A 26,235-nucleotide genomic window follows, 5' to 3' on the forward strand; every position below is an offset into this window, starting at 1 on the left:
GCTACTTTTTTAAAGAAATGACATATTCCTTTCCTTTGACTGTTTGGAGATCGTACTCGTAGATTGGCTTCAAGTTGATGGTCCCAAGCTTACTTTGATCTTTGATCACAACAGTTTTGATTTCAGGAGTTTGATAAAATGGATTTGAATTGAGGTCCTCAGCAGTTGAGAGTCCCTTTCCTTCCAAGGGATAATAAGATCTGATTCTGCAAACACCTCCTAAATTTGATAGAATAGCTACTTTTTCCGGCTTAGCATTTTCCCAGCTAACCGAAATTTCAAATCCACCTCTTGCGCGAAGTCCACTTACAGATCCATTTTCCCAAGCATCCGGGAGTGCTGGCAAAATATGTATTGCACCATCATGACTTTGGACTAACATTTCTGCGATGCCAGCAGCACATCCAAAATTTCCATCAATCTGAAATGGAGGATGCGAGTCAAATAGATTGGGGTATGTTCCGCCCTTTTGTTTTCCATCAGGCAGGATTGCAGGACTCAGTTGATCCTTGATTAATTTATATGCATGATTCCCATCTAAAAATCTTGCCCAAAGATTGACTTTCCAACCCATTGACCATCCTGTAGATTCATCTCCTCTAGCGAGCAAGGAAGTTTTTGCTGCCCCAAAGAGGTCCGGAGTTCTGTAGGGAGAAATTTGGTTAGAAGGATACAAACCGTATAAATGGGAAACATGACGGTGATTGTCTTGTGGATTATCCCAATCTTCCATCCATTCTTGAAGCTGTCCCCATTTTCCAATTTGCATTGGAGGAAGCAAGGATAGTTTTTCTTTCATTTCATTGATCAAATCATCCTCATCTCCTAAAATTTCTGCTGCTCTGATCGTCTTTGTGAAAAGATCAAAAACCAATTGATTGTCCATCGTATTTCCAGCTGCAACAGCTGAATTATGGAACTGATAGGGAATATTTTCGGGTGAAACAGAGGGAGAAACAACCCAAAAACCTGTTTGAGGATCTTTTACCAAAAAATCTAAAAAGAAGGTGGCTGCTTCTTTAGCAACAGGATATACTGATTCCAAATATGTCTCATCTCCGGAAAAGTCATATTTATCAAACAAATGTTGAGAAACCCAAGCCCCTCCCAAAGGCCACATACCAGCTGCTGCAAAATCAATCGGTCCTGTCACCCTCCACAAATCTGTATTGTGGTGTAAAACCCAACCTCGAGCGCCGTACATATTTCGGGCAGTTTGCTTACCTGATTCTGACAGGTCTTTTACCATTTGAATGAAAGGCTCGTGCAACTCGGATAGATTGGTGATCTCAGCAGGCCAATAGTTCATTTCCGCATTGATATTGACGGTATATTTACTGTCCCAGGCGGGGTTTAATTGATGATTCCAGATTCCTTGAAGGTTTGCAGGCTGACCACCAGGTCTCGAAGCTGCAATCAATAAATACCTCCCAAACTGGAAATATAAAGCTGCCAGTTGAGGATCATTTCCATCAGCAAATTGTACGATTCTTTTATCTGTAGGCAAATTGACCGCTTCAGTTTTTCCCAAATCCAAATGAACTCGATCGAATAAATTGCGATAATCAGCTACATGATCTCCATAAATTCTTTCAAAATCCTTTGTGATTGCTTTTTCTAAAAATGAAGATGCTCTTTGAGATTCGTTAGCAGTGATATCTTTATAGTTGACAAAATTCGTGGCTATAGAAATATAAATTGTGACTTCGTCTGCCTCAGTAATATGAATCTCGTTATTTTCTGATTTGACACTTCCATTCTTATTGACAAACTTCACATTTGCCTCAAATTTGACTGCACCTTTGATCCCTTCATGATCACTTGAGATTCCTGACATAACCAATTGATCCTCCCCTGTTGTTGTGACTTCAAAAGGTCCGGGTCGATCCATTGATGCGGAGAAACTGATAGATTTAGATTGATCAGCTGTGATTTTTGCGACAATAACTTGATCAGGAAAAGAAGAAATTATCTTGGTTGAAAATTTTACTCCGGATTTTTTGTATCGATTGCTAACAACAGCATGCTCCAAATCCAGCTCTCTGTAGTAATCCTCGACCTCACTTTCATCCTCATATTTCAATTTGAGATTTCCTATCGTCTGATAAGGCATCCCATGTGGTCCACCAAAAAAATTCTGATCTATTTTGTTTTGTGCTTGCACATATTCACCATCAAAAATCAACTTTCTAACTTCATCAAGCGCTTTTAATGCATTTGGATTGTCATTTCTGTAAGGTTGGCCGGCATAAAAAGTGTTTTCATTCAATTGGATAACCTCTTCATTCGGATTTCCAAAAACCATTGCTCCCAAGCGACCATTCCCAATTGGCAAAGCCTCCACCCACTGTCCTGCTGGTTTGTCATACCATAACTTCATATCGGGATCGATCTCCACTTTCTTGTCTTGACAAGAAAAAAGAGGAAATATAAAAAACCCCATAAATAGACATTGTCGGAGAAATTTCTTCATCCGACTAGCTGATTGTCTATGTATATTTTTGGTAATCAATTTGATTTGCTATTTAAGAATGATTTACATTTTCTTGAAAGAAATCCAGTCCACCTCCACATTGCCAGTTCCATTGAAAACAAGGACCAAATCATGAATACCTGAAATTTCTGACTCGATCATAGCCTCATGCTCTGCCCATTCCTGTGCTTCACTGACATCAATCGTCGTAACTAACCTACCATTCCCACTTCCCAGTCGGAATTCAAGATGGCCTTTTGCATCTTTTGCCTTGATTTTAGCCTGTAGTTTATTGGGTTTACCGTCTCCAAAATCAACTTGATTGTATTTTACCCAGGAGCCTTTTTTATCAAATACAGACTTCCAGCCCATAAATGGATTAGTTTCATCTATAAATTCAAAATCATAACCTTCATCACTTTTGGCACTGTATCGATCCAATTTAATCCTGCTATTTGCTGCCGTCAGACCGATTCCTCTCAGCGATGGAGTAATTTTTTTAATCAATCCATTTTCATCAAAGAACAGACTATCTGCCATCACAGACCGATTTTTATCAAAATCGGGTGAATATTCATTGTGATGATAAAAGAAGTACCATTGATTTTGGAAATTGACCACCGATTGGTGATTCGTCCAGCAGTCTGTCGGAGACTCGTCCATAATTACCCCTTGAAAAGTAAACGGTCCTAGAGGATTGTCTGCTGTGGCATATTCTATTCTTTCAGTATTGTTGGCCACATGGGGATACGTCATGTAGTAAATCCCATTTCGCTCAAAAACAAAAGGCCCTTCTTTCAATCCTTCATCAGGAAACTGTGATAAAACGATCGGATCAGATTCTAACTCTTTCATGTTTGAGCTTAGCTTAGCCCCGTAAAAATGATGCTGAGACCAATATAAATAAGCTTGCCCATCATGATCGATAAAGACATTGGGATCAATACCATCAACTTTTGCGATAGGGTGCTCCTCAGGAACATAAGGTCCATCAGGACTATCTGCGATGGCGACACCTATTTTGAAACTTGATCCATTTATTTCTGGATTGTGACCTTCCAAGTGATGCCCTTTTGCCTTGCTTGGAAAATAGAAATAGTATTTCCCATCCTTTTCTATTCCATCGGGAGCCCACATGCTAAAAGATTCCGAATCCGCCCAAGGAACTTGATATTGACTCAATATCATCCCATGATCTTCCCAATCAGTGAGATTTGAGGAAGAAAATACATGGTAATCTTCCATACAAAACCAATTTGGTCTGCCTTGAGTAGAATCACATTTGATGTCATGCGATGCGAAAATAAAAATTTTATCTCCTATTACTCTTGCTGTTGGATCTGCTGTAAATTGATCTCTGATCAGAGGATTTTGTCCAAAACTGGTTTGGAAAATAAACAGGAATAATAAGCTCAATATAAGGTGAGATGTGAGTAAAGGCTTTGTTTTATAAGTGTGTCTTTTCATCATCAATTAGAATTTTATTTGATCATCAATTTTGAAAAAGTCGAAATCAACATGTCCTCCAGGTTGTGCAGTGGCGTAGTAAAAAAGACCGAATCTGTAGCCCATAAAATGCGGCAGTGTATATTTCATTTGTAAGATGTCACCAAGCTGCTCCCAGTTTTTTCCTTTATCTAAACTGTAGTAGAATTTAGCTTCATCTTTTCTCTCTTTGAAGTCACAAACTGCCCTAAGTAAAATTGAATTTCCAGTAAATGATATAGACTCAATTTCCTTTTCAACTGTGTCTTCAGCACGACTCATGACAAGTTCTTTCTTTCCGTCATTTACCCGAACTCCAATCATTCCATAATCTTTCTGAAGTAAGGTTAGCCCAGCAAAATCGCCATCTTTCATTCCAGATAAATCAAGTTTGATCGTCCCCATACTTTCAGGACCAAAAGTCCTTTGGGTAAGCATATTCCTAGCTTGAAGAATATCATGATCAATTCTATCCGTTTTTAGCCGCAGAAAACCCTTTTTTCTATCAATAGACCAAAGTTCAGCAACTGGGTTGTGATTCCACTGCCATACTAATGGAAGGTCAGGTTCTCCTTTTTTTCTCTTAAAATCATCAGATACTACGATTCCTGGCATCAGACCATTACTCGCAGGTAAATCAAGTTCCATCGGGACTTTTTCATCTACGCCCAAGACAGGCCAATCATTTTCCCAAGTCACAGGAACCAAGTAAGGTATTCTTCCTACAGCGCCATTATCTCTAAAAAGATATGCAAACCAATTTCCATCAGGAGTATCAATCAAGCCACCTTGCGCAACGCCCTTGTCTTGAAGTGCAACTCTTCCTTCGTAAGGACCAATGATATTATCAGCTTTGTGAATGATCACTGTCCGCATACCTCCTCTCGGCCAAGCAATATTGAAGATGTAATATTTGTCATTTACTTTGAAAAGTTGAGCACCTTCGGCAGGAAGTCCAACATTGCTCCCAGCTGGTTCTGTAGCATTTTGAATCAAAACTTTCTCTGAGTTTGGTTTGATTCCAGATAAGTCACTTTCCAATTCGACCATCTTCATCGTCCCAGCTCCCCAAATCATGAAGATTTTATCACCTTCAAAGAATAAGGTATGATCATGCATAGAAGGTCTGAACTCAATGGATTTCCAAGGACCATTTTCAATATCATTTGTAGAAAAAATGTAGGTTTTACCAGTATTTCCAGAAAATGTACTTACATAATATGTTCCATCATGGAATCTAAGGCTACTTGCCCAAGAGCCTTTGCCATACATTTGTTTGTCATTTTCCAAGATCAAGTCATCTGAATCACCCAAAGTTTCATAAGCATAACTTAAAATTTCCCAATTCACCAAATCTTTGGATTTCATGATGGGAACACCTGGATTCATATGCATCGTAGTGCTACTCATGTAGTAGGTATCCCCTACTCTAATCATAGATAAATCTGGTACATCAGCATGAATTATCGGATTGATAGCTTTTTGCCCATAGGTATTTTGGGTAAAAAAGCAATTCAAAAAAATCAATATCAAAAGAGAAAATCGTAGCATGCAATCAATAATTAGGGTGGTAGATAAGCCACGTGCATTGAATCACGTGACTTACCGTAAAGCAATAGTTACTAGTTGGTTTTGACTTTGCGCAGACCTATTCATATTTGGCTGCTAACTGAATGATTTCGTTCACTACGCTTTTGGGAGTATTGTCTCTATTGAACAATAGCGGATAATCGGTTCTTCCTCTTACTGGCCAACCATTTTTCCAGGAATCTCCATCATTTACTCCCCAAAGTGTGACTCTTGAGATCTTGTCATGATGATCTAAGAAAAGCTTAAAAAAAGCCATGTATCGCTCATCAAATTTCTTTTGGACATCCTCAGGTAATCCTTCAGGATATGGATTCAGACTTTGTTGGTATTCAACATTGGTAGCGACATCTGCACCCATGTCTCTTCTTGGAGAAGGTAAAACAGTAAGATCCAATTCTGTGATCATCACATTCACTCCAAGTTCAGAGAAAGCCAAAATACTTTTTTCAAATTCTTGGATCGTTGGATATTCCAAACCAATGTGACCCTGCATACCAATTCCATCAATTTTGATTCCTTGAGCTTGAAGGTTTTTTACCATTCTGACTACACCATCACGCTTTCCAGAATTTGCCATTGAGAAATCATTGTAATACAATTCTGCTTCCGGATCTGCTTCGTGAGCGAATTGAAAAGCAAGTTTTATGAAATCTTCACCAAGGATTTTGTAAAATTTGCTTTCTCTCCAAGAACCATCATCCAAAATCGCTTCATTGACTACATCCCATCCTTTTACTTGACCTTTATACCTCCCTACTACTGTATGGATATGATCTTTCATTCTTTGAGCCAAGACTTCTGGACTTACATCATTGCCATCTTTATCAGTAAAAAACCATCTTGGAGCTTGAGAGTGCCAAATTAAAGTATGCCCAACGATATGGAAATCATGTTTTTTTCCAAACTCTATAAACTTATCCGCTTCAGAAAAATTGAATTCACCTTCTCGAACTTGAATCATTCCACTTTTCATGACATTTTCAGCCACGATTGAGTTAAAATGTGTTCCAAGTACATCTATTGCAGACTTATCTCGCTCGTTGATATGGTGACTTCCCATGGCAGCACCAATATGAAACTTGCCTGCAAAAGCATCTTTCAAGGTTAATACAGGGCTTCTTTCTGATTTTACCACACAGCCTAATCCAATCAGTATCACAAGGGCAAGTGAAAAACCACTTATGATTTTATTTTTTTTAGTAATCTTCATTTTGTGCTGGGTTTAAATAGGTTTGAGAGAATCTAATCGGTGGTTTGTAATAAATAGCTCTAGAAATTTTAGACAATTCAATTCTAGAGAACACAATTTTGATTATGCCTTTATTTATTTTAGAATTTTGAAGAAATCGATTAAATAACTGATTCAATTCGACCTTAAAGTCATATTATCAGTAGTTCAAATTGATCTTCAAAAATTGATAAGGTAGTGATTTTTGTAAATCTATAATTTGAGATAAAGAGAATGGAAAGGTCGATTACTAAAAGTTTACCGACCTTTCCAAATGAATTTTACTTATTCATCAAGCCATTTGCAAAACCTGCATAAGAAGGCTTGCGCTTTAAGCTTGTATCCCAAAGACCTTGTCTTTGACTATTATCTGATTCATTGTCAATGGCACTACCTAAAGTGATACCATATCGTTGAGAAGCAGGAACATGTTGTTCATAGAGACCAACGACATCTTCATAAAGTTGAGCCTGTCTTTCCAACATCGTAGGTGTAGGGGAAGAAGTCATCAAGCGGACTTCCAAACCAGAAATTCTAATTTGCTTTCCTGTAGCTGCTAGCATTTGGAACATGGTAGCAATGTTTGATGTACTAGAATTCAAATTAAGTTGCATTCTAGTCCCAATACCATCTACTTGTGCTCCGTTATTTTCCAAATAACTTACATAGTCAATCAACCCTTGACATTTATCTAGGTTAGCTTCAAGACCACTTTCATTGATAAATAACATATCACTTGAATTACCATTTTGACGAGCAAGTTGGAAAGCTTTGACGCCGTATTCTTTACCCACATAATCTTGCCAGTAAAATTCACCTGCAGGTAAAGTTCTACCTGCGCCAGATCGTAATTCAGAAGGATTATTATCGTCCATCGGTTGATCGATTACATTTCTTACCTTGATATGGTCTTTGGTAGCGCTTACAATTTGAGTCAACCAACGCTCCATTTGGGAATTGATGATTGAATTTTTTTCTTGACTTGTCTTTTCAACCACTGTAGTTGAGCCTCCGGAAGCATTCGCATTGGCAAGCACGACTTTGTCAATGTAAACTGTACCTGCAAACTCTCCATAACTGAAAATCAATCTACCACGATCATCTGCCGTAACAGTCGTAGACACATTTACAAGTCTCCAGTCTTGGGTAACAAACACTTGACCGAATCCATTTGAGGAGAAATTAGGACTTTGCAATTCAGGTCTTATCACTCCATCAGCTGTCCCTTTTACCCAAAAACTCAAGTTATAAGTATCCCCGTTTTTCACGGGTTCAGCAAGCTGATAAAGGGTTTGAACTTCCCAAAAACCACCTGTTGTGGAAGGGTTTGTTACAAAGAAAGCTCTTCCTTCGCCCCCTACTCCTTGTCCATCTGGTGTAACACCTCTTTCTGAATTATTTCCCCAGCCTCCCCAAGCTTGTCCAGATTCAAAATCTCCTCCTAAAATCAAATTATTAATTACCGGTTCTCCCGCTACATCAAACACATACAGATTATTGATGTCTAAAAAATAAGTAACAGAAGGATTGTAACCTGTTTCTAATTGGATTTTAAACGAATTTCCTTCGAATGTATTCACTCTGAATCTAATTTCTTTCCAAGAAATACTGGTTGAAAATGTAGCTGATGGAGTACCAGATCCTGTCCAATCAATTACTGGTTCATTATCAGTAAGACCTTCAAAAGTAAATCTAGCTTCTCCTGGACCGTCTGATTTGATAAAGGCAAGAACCTCGTAAGTTTTTCCAGGAATAATTGTAATGTCAGGAGAGGTAAACCTGACGCTATTTGGAGCAGATACGGATGACCCTACCTGCAATTTTACAGCAGGGACACCACTACCCATGCCCTCAGTTGCTTCAAGAGTTACTCCAGAACTGGCAGTCCAATCATTCAAACTACCTGATTTTAAACCTGATAAGTTTAACTCATTTTCAAAAGCTGGAGATTCTACTATCAAAGGCGAAAGTAAACCGTTCAGGTATCCTGAATTTTGATTGGTGTAAGAAATAAGGGAAGTCCCAAATACATTAATATTCTTTTGCGCTGCTATTTCAAGAAAACTTTCTGCATTCACTAGATTGATTGAGCCATCATTTTGAACAATATCTCGATGAGACATTCCAGCACTTGGAGTGAATTCATTGAAATTCATATTTACGAATCTATATTTCAATCCAGCAGATGCGTAATCACTTAAAGGCATAGCTACTCCCAATTTGAAATTAGGATATGCCATTGTATCAATTAATGTTCTTAATGGCGCATAACTATCAATCTCTTCCTGCAAAGCTATGCTCTCAGGTTTTTCTACATCAAATTCGAGCGGATCTAAATCAGCACATGCTGTAACTATACCAATAGATAGAGCCAATAGTCCGAGTTTTTTTAATTTTTCCATACCAATTTTTCTTTTAAATTTTTTGTGACTATTTCAAAACTGGGTTAAAAGTCTCTATACCTACTCCTCGATTTCTAAGGACCAATGTATCTGTAGAAGACATTCGGAATTGAGGGTGATCTATTTCGTATTGTAAGTAAATGGCATCTCTGTCTTTATTTCCCCAACTTTTCTTTTCACCTTTTGACACGAATGATCCTGATCCAGATGCTGTCACTCCTTCAGTAGCTGAAGTGACAGTACAATTACCTTGACTATCAAAATTTAAGAAAAGATCTGTTGTGATATTTTGACCTCCAGAACCTACGACAGTCAATGGGAATTTAACAGTTGTCAATGACTCTGTGAATAAGTCTTTTAATTCATCCTGTTCTACAAATTCCATTCTTCTCACTACTTCCTTAGAGAGTCCCTCAAAGCCAGATTTTCCGGTTATGTTGTCGGTTCCTCTTCTTAAGTAGATACCATGATATTCGTTGATATATTTGATAGCGTAGAGCACAAAATCCTTCGGAATGACATCCCAGTCACCGATAACATGTGGGTTTGGATTAGCTAATGTTGATCTTCCAACCAATATTGAATCCGCATTTTCTACGCTTGTGATTCTGAGAGGAACCACGTAAGTATTTTTGATTGCCGCTGGATCGTTAAAGAAAGCCCCAGTCAATTGGATTTCTACTCCGCCGATAACTTCACCTTTTGGAATTATTATTTCTGAAGCTAACAACTGGAAATATTCAGATGGTAAGGGTAAAATTTCATCCCCACCTTCTGAGAAAAGAAGGTTCTCAGTAAGAGATTCATCTATTTCAATCCCAAGGCGAACTTGCTGCCTATTATTATAGACACCTCCAGTGGTAGCCATAATTCTGAACTTTCTTTCATTGTCCAAGGTGGTATCAAAGATGTCTTCACCCAATGTAATCGTTCTCACAGGATACTGATGGGCGAAATACACTGATTGAAAGTCGAAATCAGGAAATTCCCAGTCTTGGTTTACACAGGAAGAAACTCCTAAAACCAAGCATATTATTATTATTTTTAAATTCTTTTTCATTTTCAAATTCTTTATAAACCAGCCAATTTCATAAAAGACGACATTTGTTTTACCAACCTGTATTCTGACGAAGCGCACTATACTTCAAGATTTCGCTCAAAGGAACAGGACCATATTTCATATGAGAATCAAATACTCTATTTTGAACATCTATGACTTGAAAGCTATTATTTTGAATTCTCATTCCTCGAGCTGTTTCTGTTAGGTCTTTATCCCATCTTCTCAAATCCCAGAATCTAAAGCCTTCAAAGCATAATTCAATTCTTCTTTCATTTCTGATAAGCTCTCTCATAGCATCTTTATCACCTCTTACAGACTCTAAATAAGCATCGCCATTCCCTAAACCCACACCAGCTCTTTGTCTGATAGCTTTGATAACATCATAAGCAGAATATCCATGTGCGCCTGTTCCAGTAGGACCCCAAGCTTCATTTGCAGCTTCTGCATAAATCAAATAAATTTCAGTATATCTGATTCTTGGCATGATATGTACCTGACCATTTACCGAAACAGGATTTAAATTGACATCTTGTCTCAATAATTTCCTCATGTAATATCCAGTTCTTGTAGAGACCTCTACTCGATTGATCCCATCATTGGTCCCACCATCAGCAGCTGTATTGATCACTTGACTTGTTGGCCCAGCAGTGCTCCCATTCCTGATGATAAATTGATTTAATCTAGGGTCCCTATTCGCATAAGGATTATTTGGATCGTAATTGCTCAAAGGGTGGGTAAGTGGATAACCATTTGCAGAAGGAAAAGCATCTACCAAATTTTGAGTTGGGTTTAATAAACCGTTTCCAAACTGTGTTGGCGGGAAATGAGCTGCTTCCAAATTACTTGAAGTACCGCCTAATGCTGTTCTCCAAAGAATTTCTGAAGGATTTACACCGCCTCCTAAATTATTGATTTCAGCAACATTGGAATACCAAGTGAGACCAGTTGGTGATAATCCTGAGACTCCGTTATTCAGATTGATGACTTGAGCAGCGAAATTGGCAGCATCCTCCCAAGTAGTCGTATTTCCTTGACTAAATGCTGGACTTGCCGCCATTAATGCCGCTTGAGCTCTGATCGCTGTGGCAATTCTTCCGCTCATCAATTGTCTTGCATCTTCACCAAATACACGATTATAATCATTCCTACTTGCACCCAGAGCTCTGTACTTTTCTGGAACCATGGATTCATTTGCAATATTATTATAGTCAGTAGGCAATAAATCTAAGGCTCTTTGAACATCCGCATACAATTGCTGCATAGACTCCTCAAAAGTGCTTCGAGGCATATTAAACTCAGAAGTCAAATCCTGAGGTTCATTTAGGATTTGAACACCTAATAATTCCCCACCTGCCATACCACCATGTGCTTGTAAAAGATGGAACATAAATAATGCTCGAAGTCCATATGCCTCACCTTTGATTCTATCGGCAAACATTCTATCCAATAAATCATTATCTACAGTAAATGATACCTCCTCTGCTGTTTCGATCATGATATTCAAATACTGAATCGCAGCTTGTGAATTTGCCCATTGATTGAGCGGATTATTATCTGCTGCCCACTGACCTCCTGCCATATTGAAAAAGGCATTGTTTTCATTATTACTTACGGCATCGTCGGTTGCCATGTCATTGAAGCTCCATCCATTTCTCGGGATTCTAGCATACCCATTGATGATCAATCCTTGGGCAAATCTTGGCTCGTTATAGCTACTTTCTAAGTCTCTATTGTTTTGAATGGCTGGTTCAAATAAATCAACACAACCAGTTAACAAAGCTGAGAAGAAAGCCAAAACGAATATTATATGTCTATACTTTTTCATTTTTCGATGATTTAAAATTGTGCTGTCAAACCTAGATTAAAGAATCGCGTCTGAGGTGCAGAACCAATATTCATTTCAAGAATCTTTCGATTAGGAGCCAAGGTCAAAAGGTTAGACCCACTCACATATACATTCATTCCTTTGATGAAATTACCTCCAAAGAATTGTTCTGTAGGCACTGTATAAGTAAGTTGAACTCTCGCTAAATCAAATCTATCTGTACTGTATAACCAAAAATCTGAATTCCTGAAATTGTTGGCTCCGTTCAAAGTGGTCAATCTAGGGAAAGTTGCAGATTCAGCAGTAGCTTCTGTCCATCTGTCTCTTACTACTTCGGAGTATTTTGCTTCACCCGAAACCCAGAAATAAGAACTATTTCTCATGGCATAAGCTCCACTTCTTGCAACCCCCATAGCGAATAATGTCCAGTTTTTCATTTGAGCAGTGACATTGAAACCCAAGGTCAATGGTGCACCAAACCAGCCACCTCTTCCGAGGAATACTTCATCCTGAGGAGTGACTCTTCCATCACCATTTTGATCTATATAGCTTAAATCACCTGGTCTTACTTCACCAAATATCTGGGTTGGGGAAGAATCGATTTGTTCATTATTCGCGAAGAAACCTTGATTTCTCAGACCCCAAATAGCATCTATTGGATTCCCTGTTCTTACTTGATAAGGATCCTGCCAATTTTCTCCTCTTTGGAGCGCTTCTGTTTTGTAGTATGTTCCTACAATTCCAAAATTAATATTAGCGGTACCTACTTTTTGGTTCATATTCAAGTTGAAATCAAAACCAGATCTGAGGTCACTATTGTAATTCTCAAAAGGAATAAAGGAAGAAGCTGGGAAACCAGTTGTGAAATAACTTGGGTAGACATCACTTCTTTGTACCAACAAACCTGACATTCTACTCAAGAAATAGGAACCGTTAAAGAACAACTTGTTATTAAAAAAAGCCGCATCAACTCCTACATTAATTTCCTCACGTTTAGGGAAAGTCATATTGGGATTGGCACCTCTTCTAGAGATGGTAGAGATATTATTCAAACCATCTTTCCAAGTGTAGAACACGGTACCATCACCTTGCTGCGTGTAAACTTGCTCGTAGAGATAGTAATCAGCAATATCCAAATCTGTGTGTAGGATACCTCCTGAAACAGAAAGTAATAAATTATTCACAACGGTTGAACCTTCCATAAATTCTTCATTACTGATCCTCCAGCCCAATGACATTGTTGGAGACAAAGCATTTCTGTTGTTCTCAGGAAGTCTAGCAGAATGAATAACTGCGCTATTTATCTCAACTAGATACTTGTCTTTGTAATTGTAGCCGAGATGTAAACCTATATTTGCATTACTAATCCTGTGATACATTTGGGATAACGAGGTTTGGAAACCTCCAGCAACTAGAGTTGCTGTAATTTCGTGATCATCCTTGATTACAGTATTGTAATTCAGTTGAGCAGACATCGCCATTGTTTGACGGAATGTGTTACCAGTAATATTCTGGGTTCTGGTACTCGCATCTTGACCAAATCTAGTAAGTCCTGATATCAAATCTTGTCCAGCATAATTATTCCATTGCGGCTGAAAAACTGCATAATTGTTATTGAAAGACAAGTTATAAGAGGTAGCATAATCCAATCCAAATCTTGAATTGAAGGTCAAACCTGGGAGGATGTTTTTCAAATCAGCATTCACTCCAGTATTGAACTGATACTGTCTGCTTGTAAACTGGCTCGAACCACCTGCATAGATCCCGGCTATGGGATTGGTCTGCTCTATCTGCGTACCTCCGAGTAAGAATTGCCCATCAATTAGATGACTCGTATTGTTCACAAAGTTCATTGAAGTAGCATCATCAGGTTCAATCATACTGATCGGGATCAAAGGAGAGAATCTATGCGGTCTTAAGTTTGCCGCACCTTGCCAAAAATTGGCATTTACTCCTCTTCCGTTATAGAATATTACCGCCGCATCAGCAAATGCTGTGATATTGTTGGTAATGTTCATATCTACGTTACCACGAATATTAATCCGTTCATTTCGATTTTGAGCAGCCTGTCCAAAGTCCAAAAGTGACCCCTCAGACCAATAACCTAAATTGGTATAATATCTTGCTCTATCATTTCCTCCAGCAATCTCTAGCGTCGCATCGTGTCTGCTGTAAGCCTCTTGAAGATACTCTGGTGAGTAAAAATCCAAGTCAGGATATCTGTAAGGATTGCTTCCAGAAGCATGATTGAAAATCTCTTCATTTGAAAAGAGCGGTTGTAAGCCATCATTTGTTCTAGCCTCGTTGTACAATGTCATGTATTCAGCTGAACCCAAATATTTTGGAATTCCTCTCGGAACATGTACGCCTGTGTTGGCCGTGAAATTAATTCTTTGCTTACCTGCTGCACCACGCTTTGTAGTGATTACAACCACACCTTTAGCCGCCCTACTACCGTAAAGTGCAACCGCTGATACGCCTTTAAGAAAAGTAACTTGCTCAATTTCTATGGCATTTACACTTCCTATATCTCTAGGAACACCATCTACAAGTACCAAATAAGAGTTGTTTCCCCAAATATTTCCATGAAAACCAGGAGCAAAAACCTCCATATTGTCTAATGGGTAGGTGAAATAATTCTTCTGCATCAATTCAGGGATATTCACATAGCTAATTCCACCAATCAGGTTAGCTTGATCTTGCTTTTGATAAGCAGTATTGACAAGTCTAGACTGCATTTCGCTGAATAGAATTACCTCTTCAACCTGACCTGAAGCCCTAAACACTTTAGTTTCATATCCTGGAGATTTTACAATTAAAAGAGAATTCGGAACAATTTCGATGTCAAACAGACCATTTTCATCAGTGGTCGTAATCAATTCCTCTTCATCATTCATGATTTCTGCTACAGCTAGAGGAAATCCGTTTTGATCTCTCACGGTGGCTCTGACACGTATGGTTTGATCGGCCTGTGCAAGCACCCAAATAGGTGACAGCATAGCCACTAGCATCAAAAACCACATTATATTTTTATATTTCATTATAAGTTTCTTTAGAGTGAATTATTTTAGAAAAATTACCAACCCGGATTCTGCTTAAATTCTGGGTATAAAGTCACATCAGAAACCTTCAATGGCAACCAATAATGTCTTTCTGCTAGTGGTCTTTCCAAAAGCACCTCTTCTCTCAAATTCAGCACTCTCATTTCAGCTGGATCTCCTCCTAGATTTGAATTAGGATCTCTATTAAACTCCAATGAAGTTTTCAGTGTGTATGGTCTTTCTATCAATTGTAACCATCTTCTCAAATCACTGAATCTGTGTCTTTCGAAGGCTAGTTCAACTGCTCTTTCTCTTTTCACCTCCTCTAAGAAATCATTTGTTGATGTCAAGAACTTATTTAAAACATTTGGCATTCCTGCCCTTGCTCTAATCGTATTCACTGCATCTACTGCTGTTTTATCAAAGTTGCTTGATTTGCCTGTCACGCTATTTGTTCCCATCAATGCTGCTTCAGCATACATCAAATAAATATCTGCAAGTCTCATATATGGAACATTCAAATGCAGGGCTGCACCAAATGCGAAAGCATTGTCGTAAGCATTTGCACGAAGTGGTACAAACTTGCGGTTTAGAAACCCTGTTGGACTGCCTGAAACCTCACCCCTATAGCTACCACCTGTAAATAGGTTTGCATGTCTGTTGTCTTCTTGGTTAGGAGGCATTGACCCTTGGACTACTTGTACACCATCATAGACAATACTGCTATAAAATCTAGGGTCTCTACCTTTGAAAGGATACTCAGGGTCATAGCCAGACTCAGCATCTGCATTAGAAATATTTTCAGGAAGTCTGTGGCCATTCGCCATTCCAAAATTCTGATTCACATAATTGGCTGTAGGAACAAACTTCGTAGCATCACCATCCACAATGATTGATGGAAAATACTGCTTTGTAATACCAAAATTCGATTGATCTCCAGACCAATACAGCGATCTAAAAATTCCCTCTGTACCGCCAGATAGTGCCCAGTTCTGACCTAATGTATAGAAATTGGTATTCCAATTTTCAAAAGGCATCAATGCATATTGAGTTTGGCCACCTTCTACCAATGAAAGTAATTCTCCAAATGCCTCTGCCGATCTTCTGCAATAGTCAGCATTGTATGTTCTACTTCCTGTAGACTCTAAATTCATCAATGGACTTCCTGCGAAAAGCAGATTCTTTCCAAGATAACCTAGTGCCATGATCTTATTAATTCTCAGATCATTTCTACCTGCTGTTCTTCTACCAGCTACAGTATTGTCCCAATTTATTGGAAGTAAGTCTGCTGCTTTTCGTAAATCTGCAGCGACTTTTTCGGCACTTTCATGATAAGAAAGTCTTGGCTCTCTCAATACTTGATCACCTGGAAGAACTCTATCGATGTATGGTAAGCCACCTACATACTGGATCAACATAAAATGAAACCAACCTCTAAAGAAAAGTAATTGACCTTCAATCAAGGCTCTCTCTTCATTTGTTGCTTCTGTCATTCTATCAAGATTAGCCAATCCTAAATTGGCTTTTCTGATCCCATACCATGCTAAAGGCCACATTCCTTTATCATGAGGATTAGTTCCAGTTGAAGTCATTGTCTTATCTAGCCAGCTAGATCTACCTCCGTGACCACTTTGCTCTGCTTGCCAAAACCAAAAGTTCCCTCGGTCAAATGCAAAAGTAACGTGGAAATTTCCAGCGGCAGAGACCATTTCGTCTTCTCCCCAATTCCAAGAACTAGTCCAATATGTTGTTGTGAAATTCGGAATACATTGGTATAACTCTTCTGTGAATCCTTGGAAGTTTTCAAAATTCAAAAAAGCAATATCTTCTGAAACCACAGAATCAGGAGTCCTTTCCAAATAATCTTCACATGAAGAACCTATTACAAAAACCAAACAGATAGATAAAATCCGCGCAAGTTTCATTATTTCTTGATTATACTTTTTCATTTTAGGTAAATTTAAAATGTCATTGTTAGTCCTAAATTAATTCGTCGTACCATTGGGTATCCACCTTCAAAAGAAGCCCCTACACCAAAATTCGACTCTCTGTCATCTGGCATCTTACTCCATACCAAAAGATTATTTCCATTAAGAAAGACTCTCATTCCTCCAAGCCCAATTTTGCTAGCTTGCTCAGGTCTTAAAGTATATGCTAATTCAGCATTTTTGATTCTGAGATATGACCCATCATAAAGGTATCTTGTACCATAATAGTATGACACAGGCGTCAGCCAAACTGGTAGAGGAGTGCCTGCTTCAGGATTGTCTTTTGACCAATATGTGCCCTCTTCATAAACTAGGTTTCTTTGTCCGTCAAGGTTAGTAAATGGAACATCTCTTGTAACATTATTTACACCGTAGAGCTGCACAAAAAATGAAATCCCTTTCCACTCCATCCCAACATTTAAATTGTATGTGTTCTGTGGAACTCCAGAGAATCCATAAGGCGCACTATCAAAAGCGTCTATTACTCCGTCTCCATTAAAATCAGCGATGTGATATCCTCCTGGTAACTTACTCCCATTATTAGTATTGTGCGGAGTGCTACCATATAATTCATCCCATGTATTAAAATAACCGAGATCTAAGTGAGATCTATATTGCCCTAATTGGTATCCAGCTTGTTTTTGATAGTCAACCAAAAACTCAGGATCATCTCTATTGATAACAACATCTACAGCTCGTGTGACTGCCACATCTGCCCAAAGTCTAATTCCATTTCTTAAGACTCTATTGAAGCCTAATTCCACTTCATAACCTGTTGTCGTTACTCTACCCAAGTTTGCTGCTGGGGCATTGGCACCAAAATAACTTGGAATAGACCTGTCGCCAGCCATGAGGATATCAACCCTATCATCTTTGAATATATCAAAACTACCATCAAGCATTCCGTCAAAAAGACTGAATTCAGTTTTCAAATTATACTTATAAACTGTTTCCCATCTTACACTTGGATTTCCAATCACTTGCTCTCTGTACCAGGTATAGGGACTATTTCCATCTCTCCATCCTATAGTATTGAGTCGAGAATTTCCACCAAAGGCCCACTGATTCATATACAAGAACCTACTTCCAATATTATCATCACCTACTTGTCCATATGATGCAGTCACTTTCAAGAAATCTATAGCTGAAATCTGCTTCATGAAGTTTTCCTCCGATACCACCCATCCTAAGCCACCAGACGAGAAAAATGCAAACCTGTAATCGACACCAAACTTCTCAGATCCGTTGTAGGCTCCATTATACTCTACTAGGTATTTTCTCTTGTAATCATATACAGTTCTGAAAACCCAGTCTTCTCTGTAACTCGGGATGATATTTCCAATTGCATCCTCTTGCCTACTGAATAAGCCCATCAAATTAATATTGTGATCATCATTGATGGTTTTGATGTAATTCAATTGACCTTGATAAAACATTCTTCTTTGTGCACCTTGAACATTTCCTCCTTGCGTAGTCCATGCTATCGGCTGAAAGAAATCAAAGTTGCTATTGTCAAAGTTGTTTTTGAAGTTTTGCCTTCCAGTCACTGGGTCAATCCAAATTTGCTCAGTATCATTGAAAAGATCATTCACTCCTCTACCTACCTCTCTGAAAGTATTATCAACTGCCATCGTTGCTCTAAAAGAAAGACCTTCAGTAATCATCTTCAAATCTTGCTCAAGTACTAAATTTGTAGACAAACTAGTTGTCGTAATGTTTTCTACACCCCCGATTGCCAAGACTCTTGCTGAATTGATCGCACCATAATCATCTAATGGATAATATCCCCACAAGCCATTGGAATATCTTGGGACAAATGCATCAGGTGGATTTCTGTATGCTGCTCTCCAAAAATTCGCATCGTCTCCTCCTTGCCAAGGTGTTTTCCTAACACCATAAATACCACCTAAATTGATTTTCAATTGTGTAGTAGATGTAAGTTGGAAATCTAAGTTATTTCTAAAGTTCAACCTGTTGTAGTTGTAACCAGGCTGATATCCTCTGTCATTTTCTATTTGCTTGAACAAATCACCTTCATTCTGAAAATCGAAGGCAGCAAAGTACTTTGTTAGCTTAGTACCTCCACTGATCGAGACATTGGCATTATACGCCATTGCATAATCTTTGAAAAGGTATTCTTGCCAATCAATATTTGGATACCTTTCTGATTCGGCAAGGTTGGCAGGGTTTCTGTATTTATCTCTGATTCCTTCAGGAATTATCTGCGACCAAGCTTGAGGACTTACAGAAAGTTCTCTTTCGATTGCCTGATTTCTGATTCCAATAGCGTCATAGGCATCCATCTTACCTGGTAACTTAGAGGGAGCTTTCACAGTAGCATTCACCCTTGCTACAATTTCTGCTTTACCTTCTTTACCTCTTTTGGTTGTCACGATGATCACACCATTTGCTCCTCTAGAACCAAAAACTGCCGTTGCGGAAGCATCCTTCAAAACCGAAATCGATTCTACTGAACCAATGTCCATTTGATTAAAAAACTCTGGTCTTTCCACACCATCCACAAGGATAAGGGGAGAATTACCATTCCAACTGTTTTGGCCTCTAATAAAAATTTGAGGTGCTTCATCTCCAGGCATGCCCGAACTTGAGGTCGTTATCAAACCTGGAAGATTACCTGTCAAAGCAGCCCCCAAACTCGAAACGCCACCTGTTCTTTGTAATGTTTGACTATTTGTCTGTGAAACAGCTCCAATCAGCGTCTCTCTTCTCTGCTCACCATACCCGATGATTACAACTTCTTCCAAAGAAGTAGCGTCTTCATTTAAGACAACATTATAGACAGTTCTACTTTGACTAATTAAAACCTCAGAAGATTTGAAACCAATAAAGCTGAAAATCAAAACTTCTCCAGGCTCTGCATTCAAAGAAAATTTACCATCTAAATCAGTGGCAACACCTCTTGTAGTTCCTTTCACGAGTACTGTGACCCCAGGAATTGGTAAACCATCTCTTCCGTCGGTTACCACACCTGTAATCTGAGCATATGCATCATCAGAAGTCGATGTTGCTGTAGATTGGAGTGCAGACTTATTTGAAGGATTGGTATTGAATAGAAATTTATTTTCTGCAGCCAACTGTTCAATGACAGTTTTAGAAATTGAATCATCTGATGTAGCTGATTTTTTCTTTTCTTCTTTTGCAGTTTTTGAATCACTCGCAATTTGAGTGATTGATAACTTAGGCTCCTGACTAAGTTCACCACTTGCTTTTGATGAATTTTGAAATTCATCTTCGCTCATTACTCTGGAATCTCTGGCATGAGCCGATGAAACAGAACTTAATACTAGCTGTGCCATCAGAACATACGTTACGCTTCTTGATATTGAAAAGAATCGCCTTAGTAAATGTATATCCATATAATTTTTGATGATAATATTTTAAGGTTTGAAAGATTAAGGTTGGCGTTTTATTCAACAAATGAAGTATCGCCTTATCAGAAGTATCCCTCCTGAGGAATTTATCTAACTCGTATTTATTTTGTTATTCATTATTGCTTTAGGTTTTGGGTTATGTTTTTAATTAAAATTCACTTCTCTTCATAAGTGGATTGTGCGTTCTTCAACAAATACAATGAAGTAGAGAGAAATAACATCGATATCTTGTACTCTCAAATTGGAATATTTATTCCGACCTGAATAGTATGGAATAGCTGAGTAAGAAATTTGGAGGACAACTAATACAAAAGCTTTTTAAAATCCCCACTTTAAAATCCAGTGATATTTCTCCAAAGGGAGGAGCTTTTATAGAAAAGAAAGGAATAATAAGTGATGACATTTTACTTTGGGTTTTGTTGAAATTAACTTAATCAAATATAGAAAGTGAGGATGATAAAAAGAATTCTTTAAATAATATACAAACTATTGATTTTCAATTACTTAAAATATTCATTGCGTTTTAAAAAACCGCTAAAATTCAACAAAAAGGTTACTGAGGCCAAATCAGCAATGTTTTTGAATATTTATGAAAAAAATAACCATTTCGCTTAAGTGAACTTATTGATTTTCAGTATTTTAACAATAAAAAAATATGTAAAATTTTTAATTTAATTTTTAAATTTTTGTCCATCACAATTCAATTAAACCATGGATCTAGTATTCTTAAAAATATTCATTGCGAGATTTAGTCATTTTCCAAAATTACCTCCTGTTTGTATGAACCGACAGCTCAAAATATTTAATTATTGACATAAAAAATGATCAAAAACGCTTTTACATAAATCTGATTTAAAACAGTCTTGTACCAGTTTTAAAACGGGCTATCATGAAAATAATGTCATTGGTCTATTTAAGGAAATGTCTCAAAATTAAGGTTTTTCAGAGTCATTTTAAGTGTTAAAATTGCATAGATGTATAGCTTACAAATTCATCTTTATGAAGTATGATCATGCTTTCGGCTTCAGGAAATAAAAAAAATTCTCCTTGAAATAGGAATGAATAAAACCTCTGAAATCTAAAAATCTATTTTAACTCAATTTCAAATGGAGATGCAGGTAATCCTGCTGAATTGATCAGATTAGCTGATTTTGGATTATTTGCCCAGGCGTATCGAAGTTTACCCGGAGTATCAAAACCCTGCAAATCTATGATTACTTTGTGCTCTTTAATTATTGCAGGTATCCATTGAAATTCCCCACCTTCTTTCGCTATCGCAAAACCACTCAGCGATTCGCTATCAGAAGTAGACAAACCTTTTCCTGTTTCTTTAAAAGTTAGGAAAAGCTTTCCTTTCTGGACTTTTGCTTTTTCAAAAAGTGGACCTGAAAAAGGTCCTATCTTTTCTCCATATACCAATTTTTGTGCTTGTAATGCTAATCTGTCCCCAACACTTTTCTTATCTAAGGGATGAATATCATTTGCTTCTCCCACATCAATGGTTATTGCCATTCCTGTGTTTGAAATCTCAAGTGACTTCCGTTGCGTTTCTCTCATCTCTGCCCATCCACTCTCCTGGGGTTCTGAAGAGACTTCCATGAAGTTTGGCAACTGAACATACAAAAATGGTAGTTTTGGTCTCTTCCATTCGTCCCTCCAACCTTCTATCAGAGCTGCAAATTGCTTTGCATAAACCTTTGCTTCAACAACATTAGATTCACCTTGATACCAAAGTATGCCTTTGATTTGAAAATTATGAAGAGGTGCAATCATAGCATTATACAAACCCATAGGTTTAAATCGAATGGAAGTCTGACTAGGCGCTTCAGGCATTTTTGCTCCTATTTTGTATTCCCATCTATTATTCAGGTCAATAATCTGATCCCCAATTTCTAGTTGGTAAGGTTTTTCTGTAATAAAACCACCTGGTCCTCTTTCACTTACAATTCTTAGGGTAAGAATATTCTTTCCCATTTTCAAAACACCAGCTGGGACATTATACCTTCTAGGTGGGTATCTGTAGCCAGTATTACCTACCGACACTCCATTGAGGTATGCTTCATCACTATCTACAAGCGTTCCCAAAAGTAACTTTACGTTTGTATAATCAGCAGGATCAAAGTCCAAATGTATTTCTTTCCGAAACCAATAAACACCATTTACAGGTCGAGAATTTTCCAAAGGTAAAAGATCCAAGCTATTCATTTCCTCCCAATCATTAGGCTGAAATTCCGGTGAAAACCAAGGTGAATCAAGATTAGTAAGACCAAGATCCTTTGATAATAGTTCTTGTCTCCACTGATTGATCTTATCACGATCAGTTTTTTCAATTTTCTCGATTACACCTGGCTTTTGAAAATATAAGACCTCTTCATAGTCTTTAGGAAATTGCTTTAAGTCTTCTTCTCTCAGCCATGACTGAATAGGTGAACCACCAACACTAGCGTTAATCATTCCTACAGGAACAGAATATTTTCCATTGATGTTTTTAGCAAAAAAATAGGCAACTGCCGCATAAGATCTAATATTTTCCTCATTCAGCTCTTTCCATTTTCCTCCTTTCAAATCAGACTTGACTTCAGTAAAAGTATAATCGTCGGGAACATCAAAATATCTGATTTGGGGTTTATTTACGCTAATAAATTCTTCTGGAAACATAGGTTCTACTCTTTCCATTGTCGTTTCCATATTAGATTGACCGGAGCAAAGCCAAACGTCTCCTATCCAAATATCTTTAACTTCTACTGTTTCATCACTAGTAGATATTTTCATTAAAAAAGGCCCGCCTGCTTCCATTGAAGGTAAGATCAATTCCCAGGTACCATCTTCATTGATTTTTTTGGCAAGGTTAATTCCATTAAAGTCGATTTTGATAATTTTATTCGCATCGCCCCATCCCCAAATAGAAATAGGAACATTTCGCTGTAAAACCATACCATCACTGATCAATACAGGAAGTCTAATTTCGGCTAAACACTCCTTTCCCAACCCTAAGATTAGGATAAAAATCATCAAGAAAAATTGTCGTAACAGGATCATTTTGGGTCAATTGTAAATATAAATCAATTAAAAGATTAACTCTAAAGATCAATCAATTGCTTAACATTACGATAAACTTGATAAAAATAAATCAAGAATGCAACCGATTTCATTATTTATTGAGATAAATTGGCAGTAATCGTATTATTAGATGATAAGAATTAATATTTTCCTTTCTCTTAAATGTGAAAAATTCAATCGATACATCAAACAAATTCCTGACTATTCATGAAAAAAAGCTAGTTCTGATTCGTTGAAAAATTAATTCGAATTTAAAATTTCTTGAAGGCTAATTAAAAGTTTTATTTTTTTGAAATCGATTTCATTTAATTATTTATCATCACCACCATTTTATAAATGTCAAAAATACACTAATTTTATGAAGTAATATTTCATGTACAGACAGTAAACCAAAATTAGCCAAATGAAGTACTTTCAAATCATCAGTTTTGCATTAATACTAACTATTGCATGTTCCACTCCAATCTTTTCTCAAGAATACTCTTTTGATAATCCTATAGCAGAAAAGCGTGCAGACCCTTGGGTATATAAAGATACGGATGGCACATATTACCTCATCGCTACGGTTCCAGAATATGACAGAATTGTAATTAGAAAAGCCAAAACCATCAATGGTTTAAAGGAAGCTCAAGAAAAGGTAATATGGGTGAAGCACGACAAAGGTGTGATGGGACATCATATCTGGGCACCAGAGTTACATAAAATCGATGGAAAATGGTATGTTTATTTTGCAGCTGGAGAAGCTGAAGATATATGGAATATCAGAATGTGGGCTTTATCAAGCTCTTCTGCCGATCCTACAGAGAACAATTGGGTTGAAGAAGGGCAAGTGAAATCCAAAATAGATTCATTTTCTCTAGATGCAACAGTATTTGAACATAATGGTAAAAGATACATGATCTGGGCACAAAATGTCAGAGGTGGAGATCATGGAACCGCTCTTGTCATGTCTGAAATGCAAAATGCTACTACCTTAACTGGTCCTGAAATCATCCTCACAGAACCGGAATTTAACTGGGAAAGAGTGAAATATAATGTCAATGAAGGACCTGCGGTAATCAAAAGAAATGGGAAAATTTTTGTGACTTACTCTGCAAGTGCTACCAACGAAAATTATTGCCTTGGCTTATTGTGGATCGATGAAGATAAGGATGTCATGGATTTAGCAAATTGGAGTAAATCCCCAGGACCAGTATTTTACACAAATGAAGACTTGAAAAGATATGGTCCGGGTCATAATTCCTTTACACTTGCTGAGGACGACGAAACCGTTATCATGATCTACCACGCTAGAGATTACAAGGAAATCCAAGGTCACGAGCTATCAGACCCTAACAGGGCTACAAGAGCAAGATCAATCAAATGGACAAGCAGTGGATTTCCTGATTTCCGTCAAAAAGAACAGGATTGATTTAATTTTCAATAACAGTTGACAACCGATTGATCAAAAAACTGAATCAGCTTAAATTATAACATAAACATCCTCGTCCAGATAACTACTTTAATTTTTTTTAGAAACAAGCATCAACTTGAGCTCCCAATAGATTAACTCTATGTTAATCTATTGGGAGATTTTGTGTCTAACGGTAACAATTTGAAAATTTGAAAATCAAATCATTGTGAAAAATCGCTTTTACTTTTGACACTGTTGTGAAAGCGTAAACCTAAAGCATCACAAAGAAAATCTCTATGAATAAATTACTTCTAATTGTATTCCTTTTTTTATTAGCGTCTTGTGCAGGAACTAATTTCAATAGTAACCAAAGACAGAACGAATCTAATGTAAAAACAACAGTTATCCCCTACGATTACAACTACCCTAGTGATTCTACATTTAAAATTCTTTCATGGAATGTTGAGCATTTTGTGGACCAATATGATGATCCATATATTGAAAATACGAGAGAAAATTCACCGCCAGAAAATATGGGCTTAAGACTGAATCTTTTCTTGAAAGCACTCAAAGAAGCTGATGCAGATATCGTTGTTCTTCAGGAATTTGAAAGTGCCAAATATTTGAGGCAGCTAGCTGCTGATTCTTTACCCGATATGGGGTATTTGTTTTTTGCGGACATCCCAAGTCACAATTGGTATATGAATGTGGTGATTATGAGTAAATTCCCAATGGGAATCATATATGGCTATGGTAATGTCAATACCCCTTTACCAGGCTACCTAACAGAAAATGGAGAACAAGAAAGTCAAAATCAGATCAATACAAGAATGTGGTCCATGGAAATATTTCCATCTCCAGATTATGAAATATTGCTTACAGGTGTTCACCTCAAGGCTGGTAGAAGTGATCGGGATGTTGCCATGAGAAAAGGGCAGCTGAATTTCCTAGTAGGTCAATTCAATAGAATGCTAAATGAAAATCCTGATAAAAACATGGTTGTTGTGGGGGATTTCAATGCTATTCCTACAAGTGAAGAAATAGCGGTTTTGATAGATAACAAAAATTTGAAAAACAATTTTATCGACCCAATAGACCCATCGATCTTTTCACATCCTGCAGATGCATTAAGGTGGAGATTGGACTATATGTTGGTGAATAAAAATATGCAACCTGAAATCATTAAAAACACAGTGAAAGTTGACAGTTTTTTCCCTGCGGACACCATGAGAACAATTAGTGATCATCTACCGATTACTGGAGAATTTCTGAAGATTGATCGATAGGTTTTGATGATG

At 37.6% G+C, this 26,235-nt stretch carries 13 protein-coding genes; 2 read left to right on the top strand and 11 right to left on the bottom strand.

The window, feature by feature from the left end; translation table 11 throughout:
* Position 1 precedes the first annotated feature (1 nt).
* The 11 genes from IEV57_RS09830 to IEV57_RS09880 all read right to left on the bottom strand — a co-directional run bounded on the left by IEV57_RS09830 (position 2) and on the right by IEV57_RS09880 (position 23,523).
* The gene (locus IEV57_RS09830) at positions 2-2,473 is read right to left on the bottom strand and encodes a glycoside hydrolase family 95 protein (RefSeq protein WP_188442197.1); all 2,472 of its coding nucleotides are present in this window, start codon (positions 2,471-2,473) and stop codon (positions 2-4) included.
* 63 nt (positions 2,474-2,536) lie between these two features.
* Positions 2,537-3,943, bottom strand: a complete 1,407-nt coding sequence (locus tag IEV57_RS09835) for a family 43 glycosylhydrolase (protein WP_229744324.1) — start codon at positions 3,941-3,943, stop codon at positions 2,537-2,539.
* Between the two features lie 3 nt (positions 3,944-3,946).
* Positions 3,947-5,509, bottom strand: a complete 1,563-nt coding sequence (locus IEV57_RS09840; RefSeq protein ID WP_188442199.1) for a glycoside hydrolase family 43 protein — start codon at positions 5,507-5,509, stop codon at positions 3,947-3,949.
* Between the two features lie 97 nt (positions 5,510-5,606).
* The gene (locus tag IEV57_RS09845; protein ID WP_188442202.1) at positions 5,607-6,758 is read right to left on the bottom strand and encodes an endo-1,4-beta-xylanase; all 1,152 of its coding nucleotides are present in this window, start codon (positions 6,756-6,758) and stop codon (positions 5,607-5,609) included.
* A 299-nt stretch (positions 6,759-7,057) separates the two neighbouring features.
* A complete protein-coding gene (locus tag IEV57_RS09850; protein ID WP_188442204.1) occupies positions 7,058-9,178 on the bottom strand; it encodes an endo-1,4-beta-xylanase in 2,121 nt (706 codons plus the stop codon).
* Positions 9,179-9,206: 28 nt separating this feature from the next.
* A complete protein-coding gene (locus tag IEV57_RS09855) occupies positions 9,207-10,238 on the bottom strand; it encodes a DUF5627 domain-containing protein (RefSeq protein WP_188442206.1) in 1,032 nt (343 codons plus the stop codon).
* Between the two features lie 49 nt (positions 10,239-10,287).
* Positions 10,288-12,063, bottom strand: a complete 1,776-nt coding sequence (locus tag IEV57_RS09860) for a RagB/SusD family nutrient uptake outer membrane protein (RefSeq protein WP_188442208.1) — start codon at positions 12,061-12,063, stop codon at positions 10,288-10,290.
* 11 nt (positions 12,064-12,074) lie between these two features.
* Positions 12,075-15,104 (bottom strand): SusC/RagA family TonB-linked outer membrane protein, encoded by a 3,030-nt coding sequence (locus IEV57_RS09865; RefSeq protein ID WP_188442210.1) that lies wholly within the window; start codon positions 15,102-15,104, stop codon positions 12,075-12,077.
* A 35-nt stretch (positions 15,105-15,139) separates the two neighbouring features.
* Positions 15,140-17,053 carry a RagB/SusD family nutrient uptake outer membrane protein gene (locus IEV57_RS09870; RefSeq protein ID WP_188442212.1) on the bottom strand — a complete coding sequence of 638 codons (1,914 nt, stop codon included), beginning with the start codon at positions 17,051-17,053 and terminating at the stop codon, positions 15,140-15,142.
* 11 nt (positions 17,054-17,064) lie between these two features.
* Positions 17,065-20,409, bottom strand: a complete 3,345-nt coding sequence (locus IEV57_RS09875; protein ID WP_229744325.1) for a SusC/RagA family TonB-linked outer membrane protein — start codon at positions 20,407-20,409, stop codon at positions 17,065-17,067.
* 1,161 nt (positions 20,410-21,570) lie between these two features.
* Positions 21,571-23,523 carry a sialate O-acetylesterase gene (locus IEV57_RS09880; protein WP_188442216.1) on the bottom strand — a complete coding sequence of 651 codons (1,953 nt, stop codon included), beginning with the start codon at positions 23,521-23,523 and terminating at the stop codon, positions 21,571-21,573.
* 424 nt (positions 23,524-23,947) lie between these two features.
* Between IEV57_RS09880 and IEV57_RS09885 the strand changes: the two genes are divergently transcribed.
* Positions 23,948-24,955 (top strand): glycoside hydrolase family 43 protein, encoded by a 1,008-nt coding sequence (locus tag IEV57_RS09885; RefSeq protein ID WP_188442218.1) that lies wholly within the window; start codon positions 23,948-23,950, stop codon positions 24,953-24,955.
* Positions 24,956-25,233: 278 nt separating this feature from the next.
* Positions 25,234-26,223 (top strand): endonuclease/exonuclease/phosphatase family protein, encoded by a 990-nt coding sequence (locus tag IEV57_RS09890; RefSeq protein ID WP_188442220.1) that lies wholly within the window; start codon positions 25,234-25,236, stop codon positions 26,221-26,223.
* Positions 26,224-26,235 lie beyond the last annotated feature (12 nt).

This window comes from Belliella aquatica, assembly GCF_014637795.1.
Lineage (GTDB): Bacteria > Bacteroidota > Bacteroidia > Cytophagales > Cyclobacteriaceae > Belliella > Belliella aquatica.

What these genes read in the sequence shown, in the direction of transcription:
- IEV57_RS09830 (WP_188442197.1), bottom strand. Translation starts at nt 2,473, where the DNA reads ATGAAGAAATTTCTCCGACAATGTCTATTTATGGGGTTTTTTATATTT.
- IEV57_RS09835 (WP_229744324.1), bottom strand. Translation starts at nt 3,943, where the DNA reads ATGATGAAAAGACACACTTATAAAACAAAGCCTTTACTCACATCTCAC.
- IEV57_RS09840 (WP_188442199.1), bottom strand. Translation starts at nt 5,509, where the DNA reads ATGCTACGATTTTCTCTTTTGATATTGATTTTTTTGAATTGCTTTTTT.
- IEV57_RS09845 (WP_188442202.1), bottom strand. Translation starts at nt 6,758, where the DNA reads ATGAAGATTACTAAAAAAAATAAAATCATAAGTGGTTTTTCACTTGCC.
- IEV57_RS09850 (WP_188442204.1), bottom strand. Translation starts at nt 9,178, where the DNA reads ATGGAAAAATTAAAAAAACTCGGACTATTGGCTCTATCTATTGGTATA.
- IEV57_RS09855 (WP_188442206.1), bottom strand. Translation starts at nt 10,238, where the DNA reads ATGAAAAAGAATTTAAAAATAATAATAATATGCTTGGTTTTAGGAGTT.
- IEV57_RS09860 (WP_188442208.1), bottom strand. Translation starts at nt 12,063, where the DNA reads ATGAAAAAGTATAGACATATAATATTCGTTTTGGCTTTCTTCTCAGCT.
- IEV57_RS09865 (WP_188442210.1), bottom strand. Translation starts at nt 15,104, where the DNA reads ATGAAATATAAAAATATAATGTGGTTTTTGATGCTAGTGGCTATGCTG.
- IEV57_RS09870 (WP_188442212.1), bottom strand. Translation starts at nt 17,053, where the DNA reads ATGAAAAAGTATAATCAAGAAATAATGAAACTTGCGCGGATTTTATCT.
- IEV57_RS09875 (WP_229744325.1), bottom strand. Translation starts at nt 20,409, where the DNA reads ATGGCACAGCTAGTATTAAGTTCTGTTTCATCGGCTCATGCCAGAGAT.
- IEV57_RS09880 (WP_188442216.1), bottom strand. Translation starts at nt 23,523, where the DNA reads ATGATCCTGTTACGACAATTTTTCTTGATGATTTTTATCCTAATCTTA.
- IEV57_RS09885 (WP_188442218.1), top strand. Translation starts at nt 23,948, where the DNA reads ATGAAGTACTTTCAAATCATCAGTTTTGCATTAATACTAACTATTGCA.
- IEV57_RS09890 (WP_188442220.1), top strand. Translation starts at nt 25,234, where the DNA reads ATGAATAAATTACTTCTAATTGTATTCCTTTTTTTATTAGCGTCTTGT.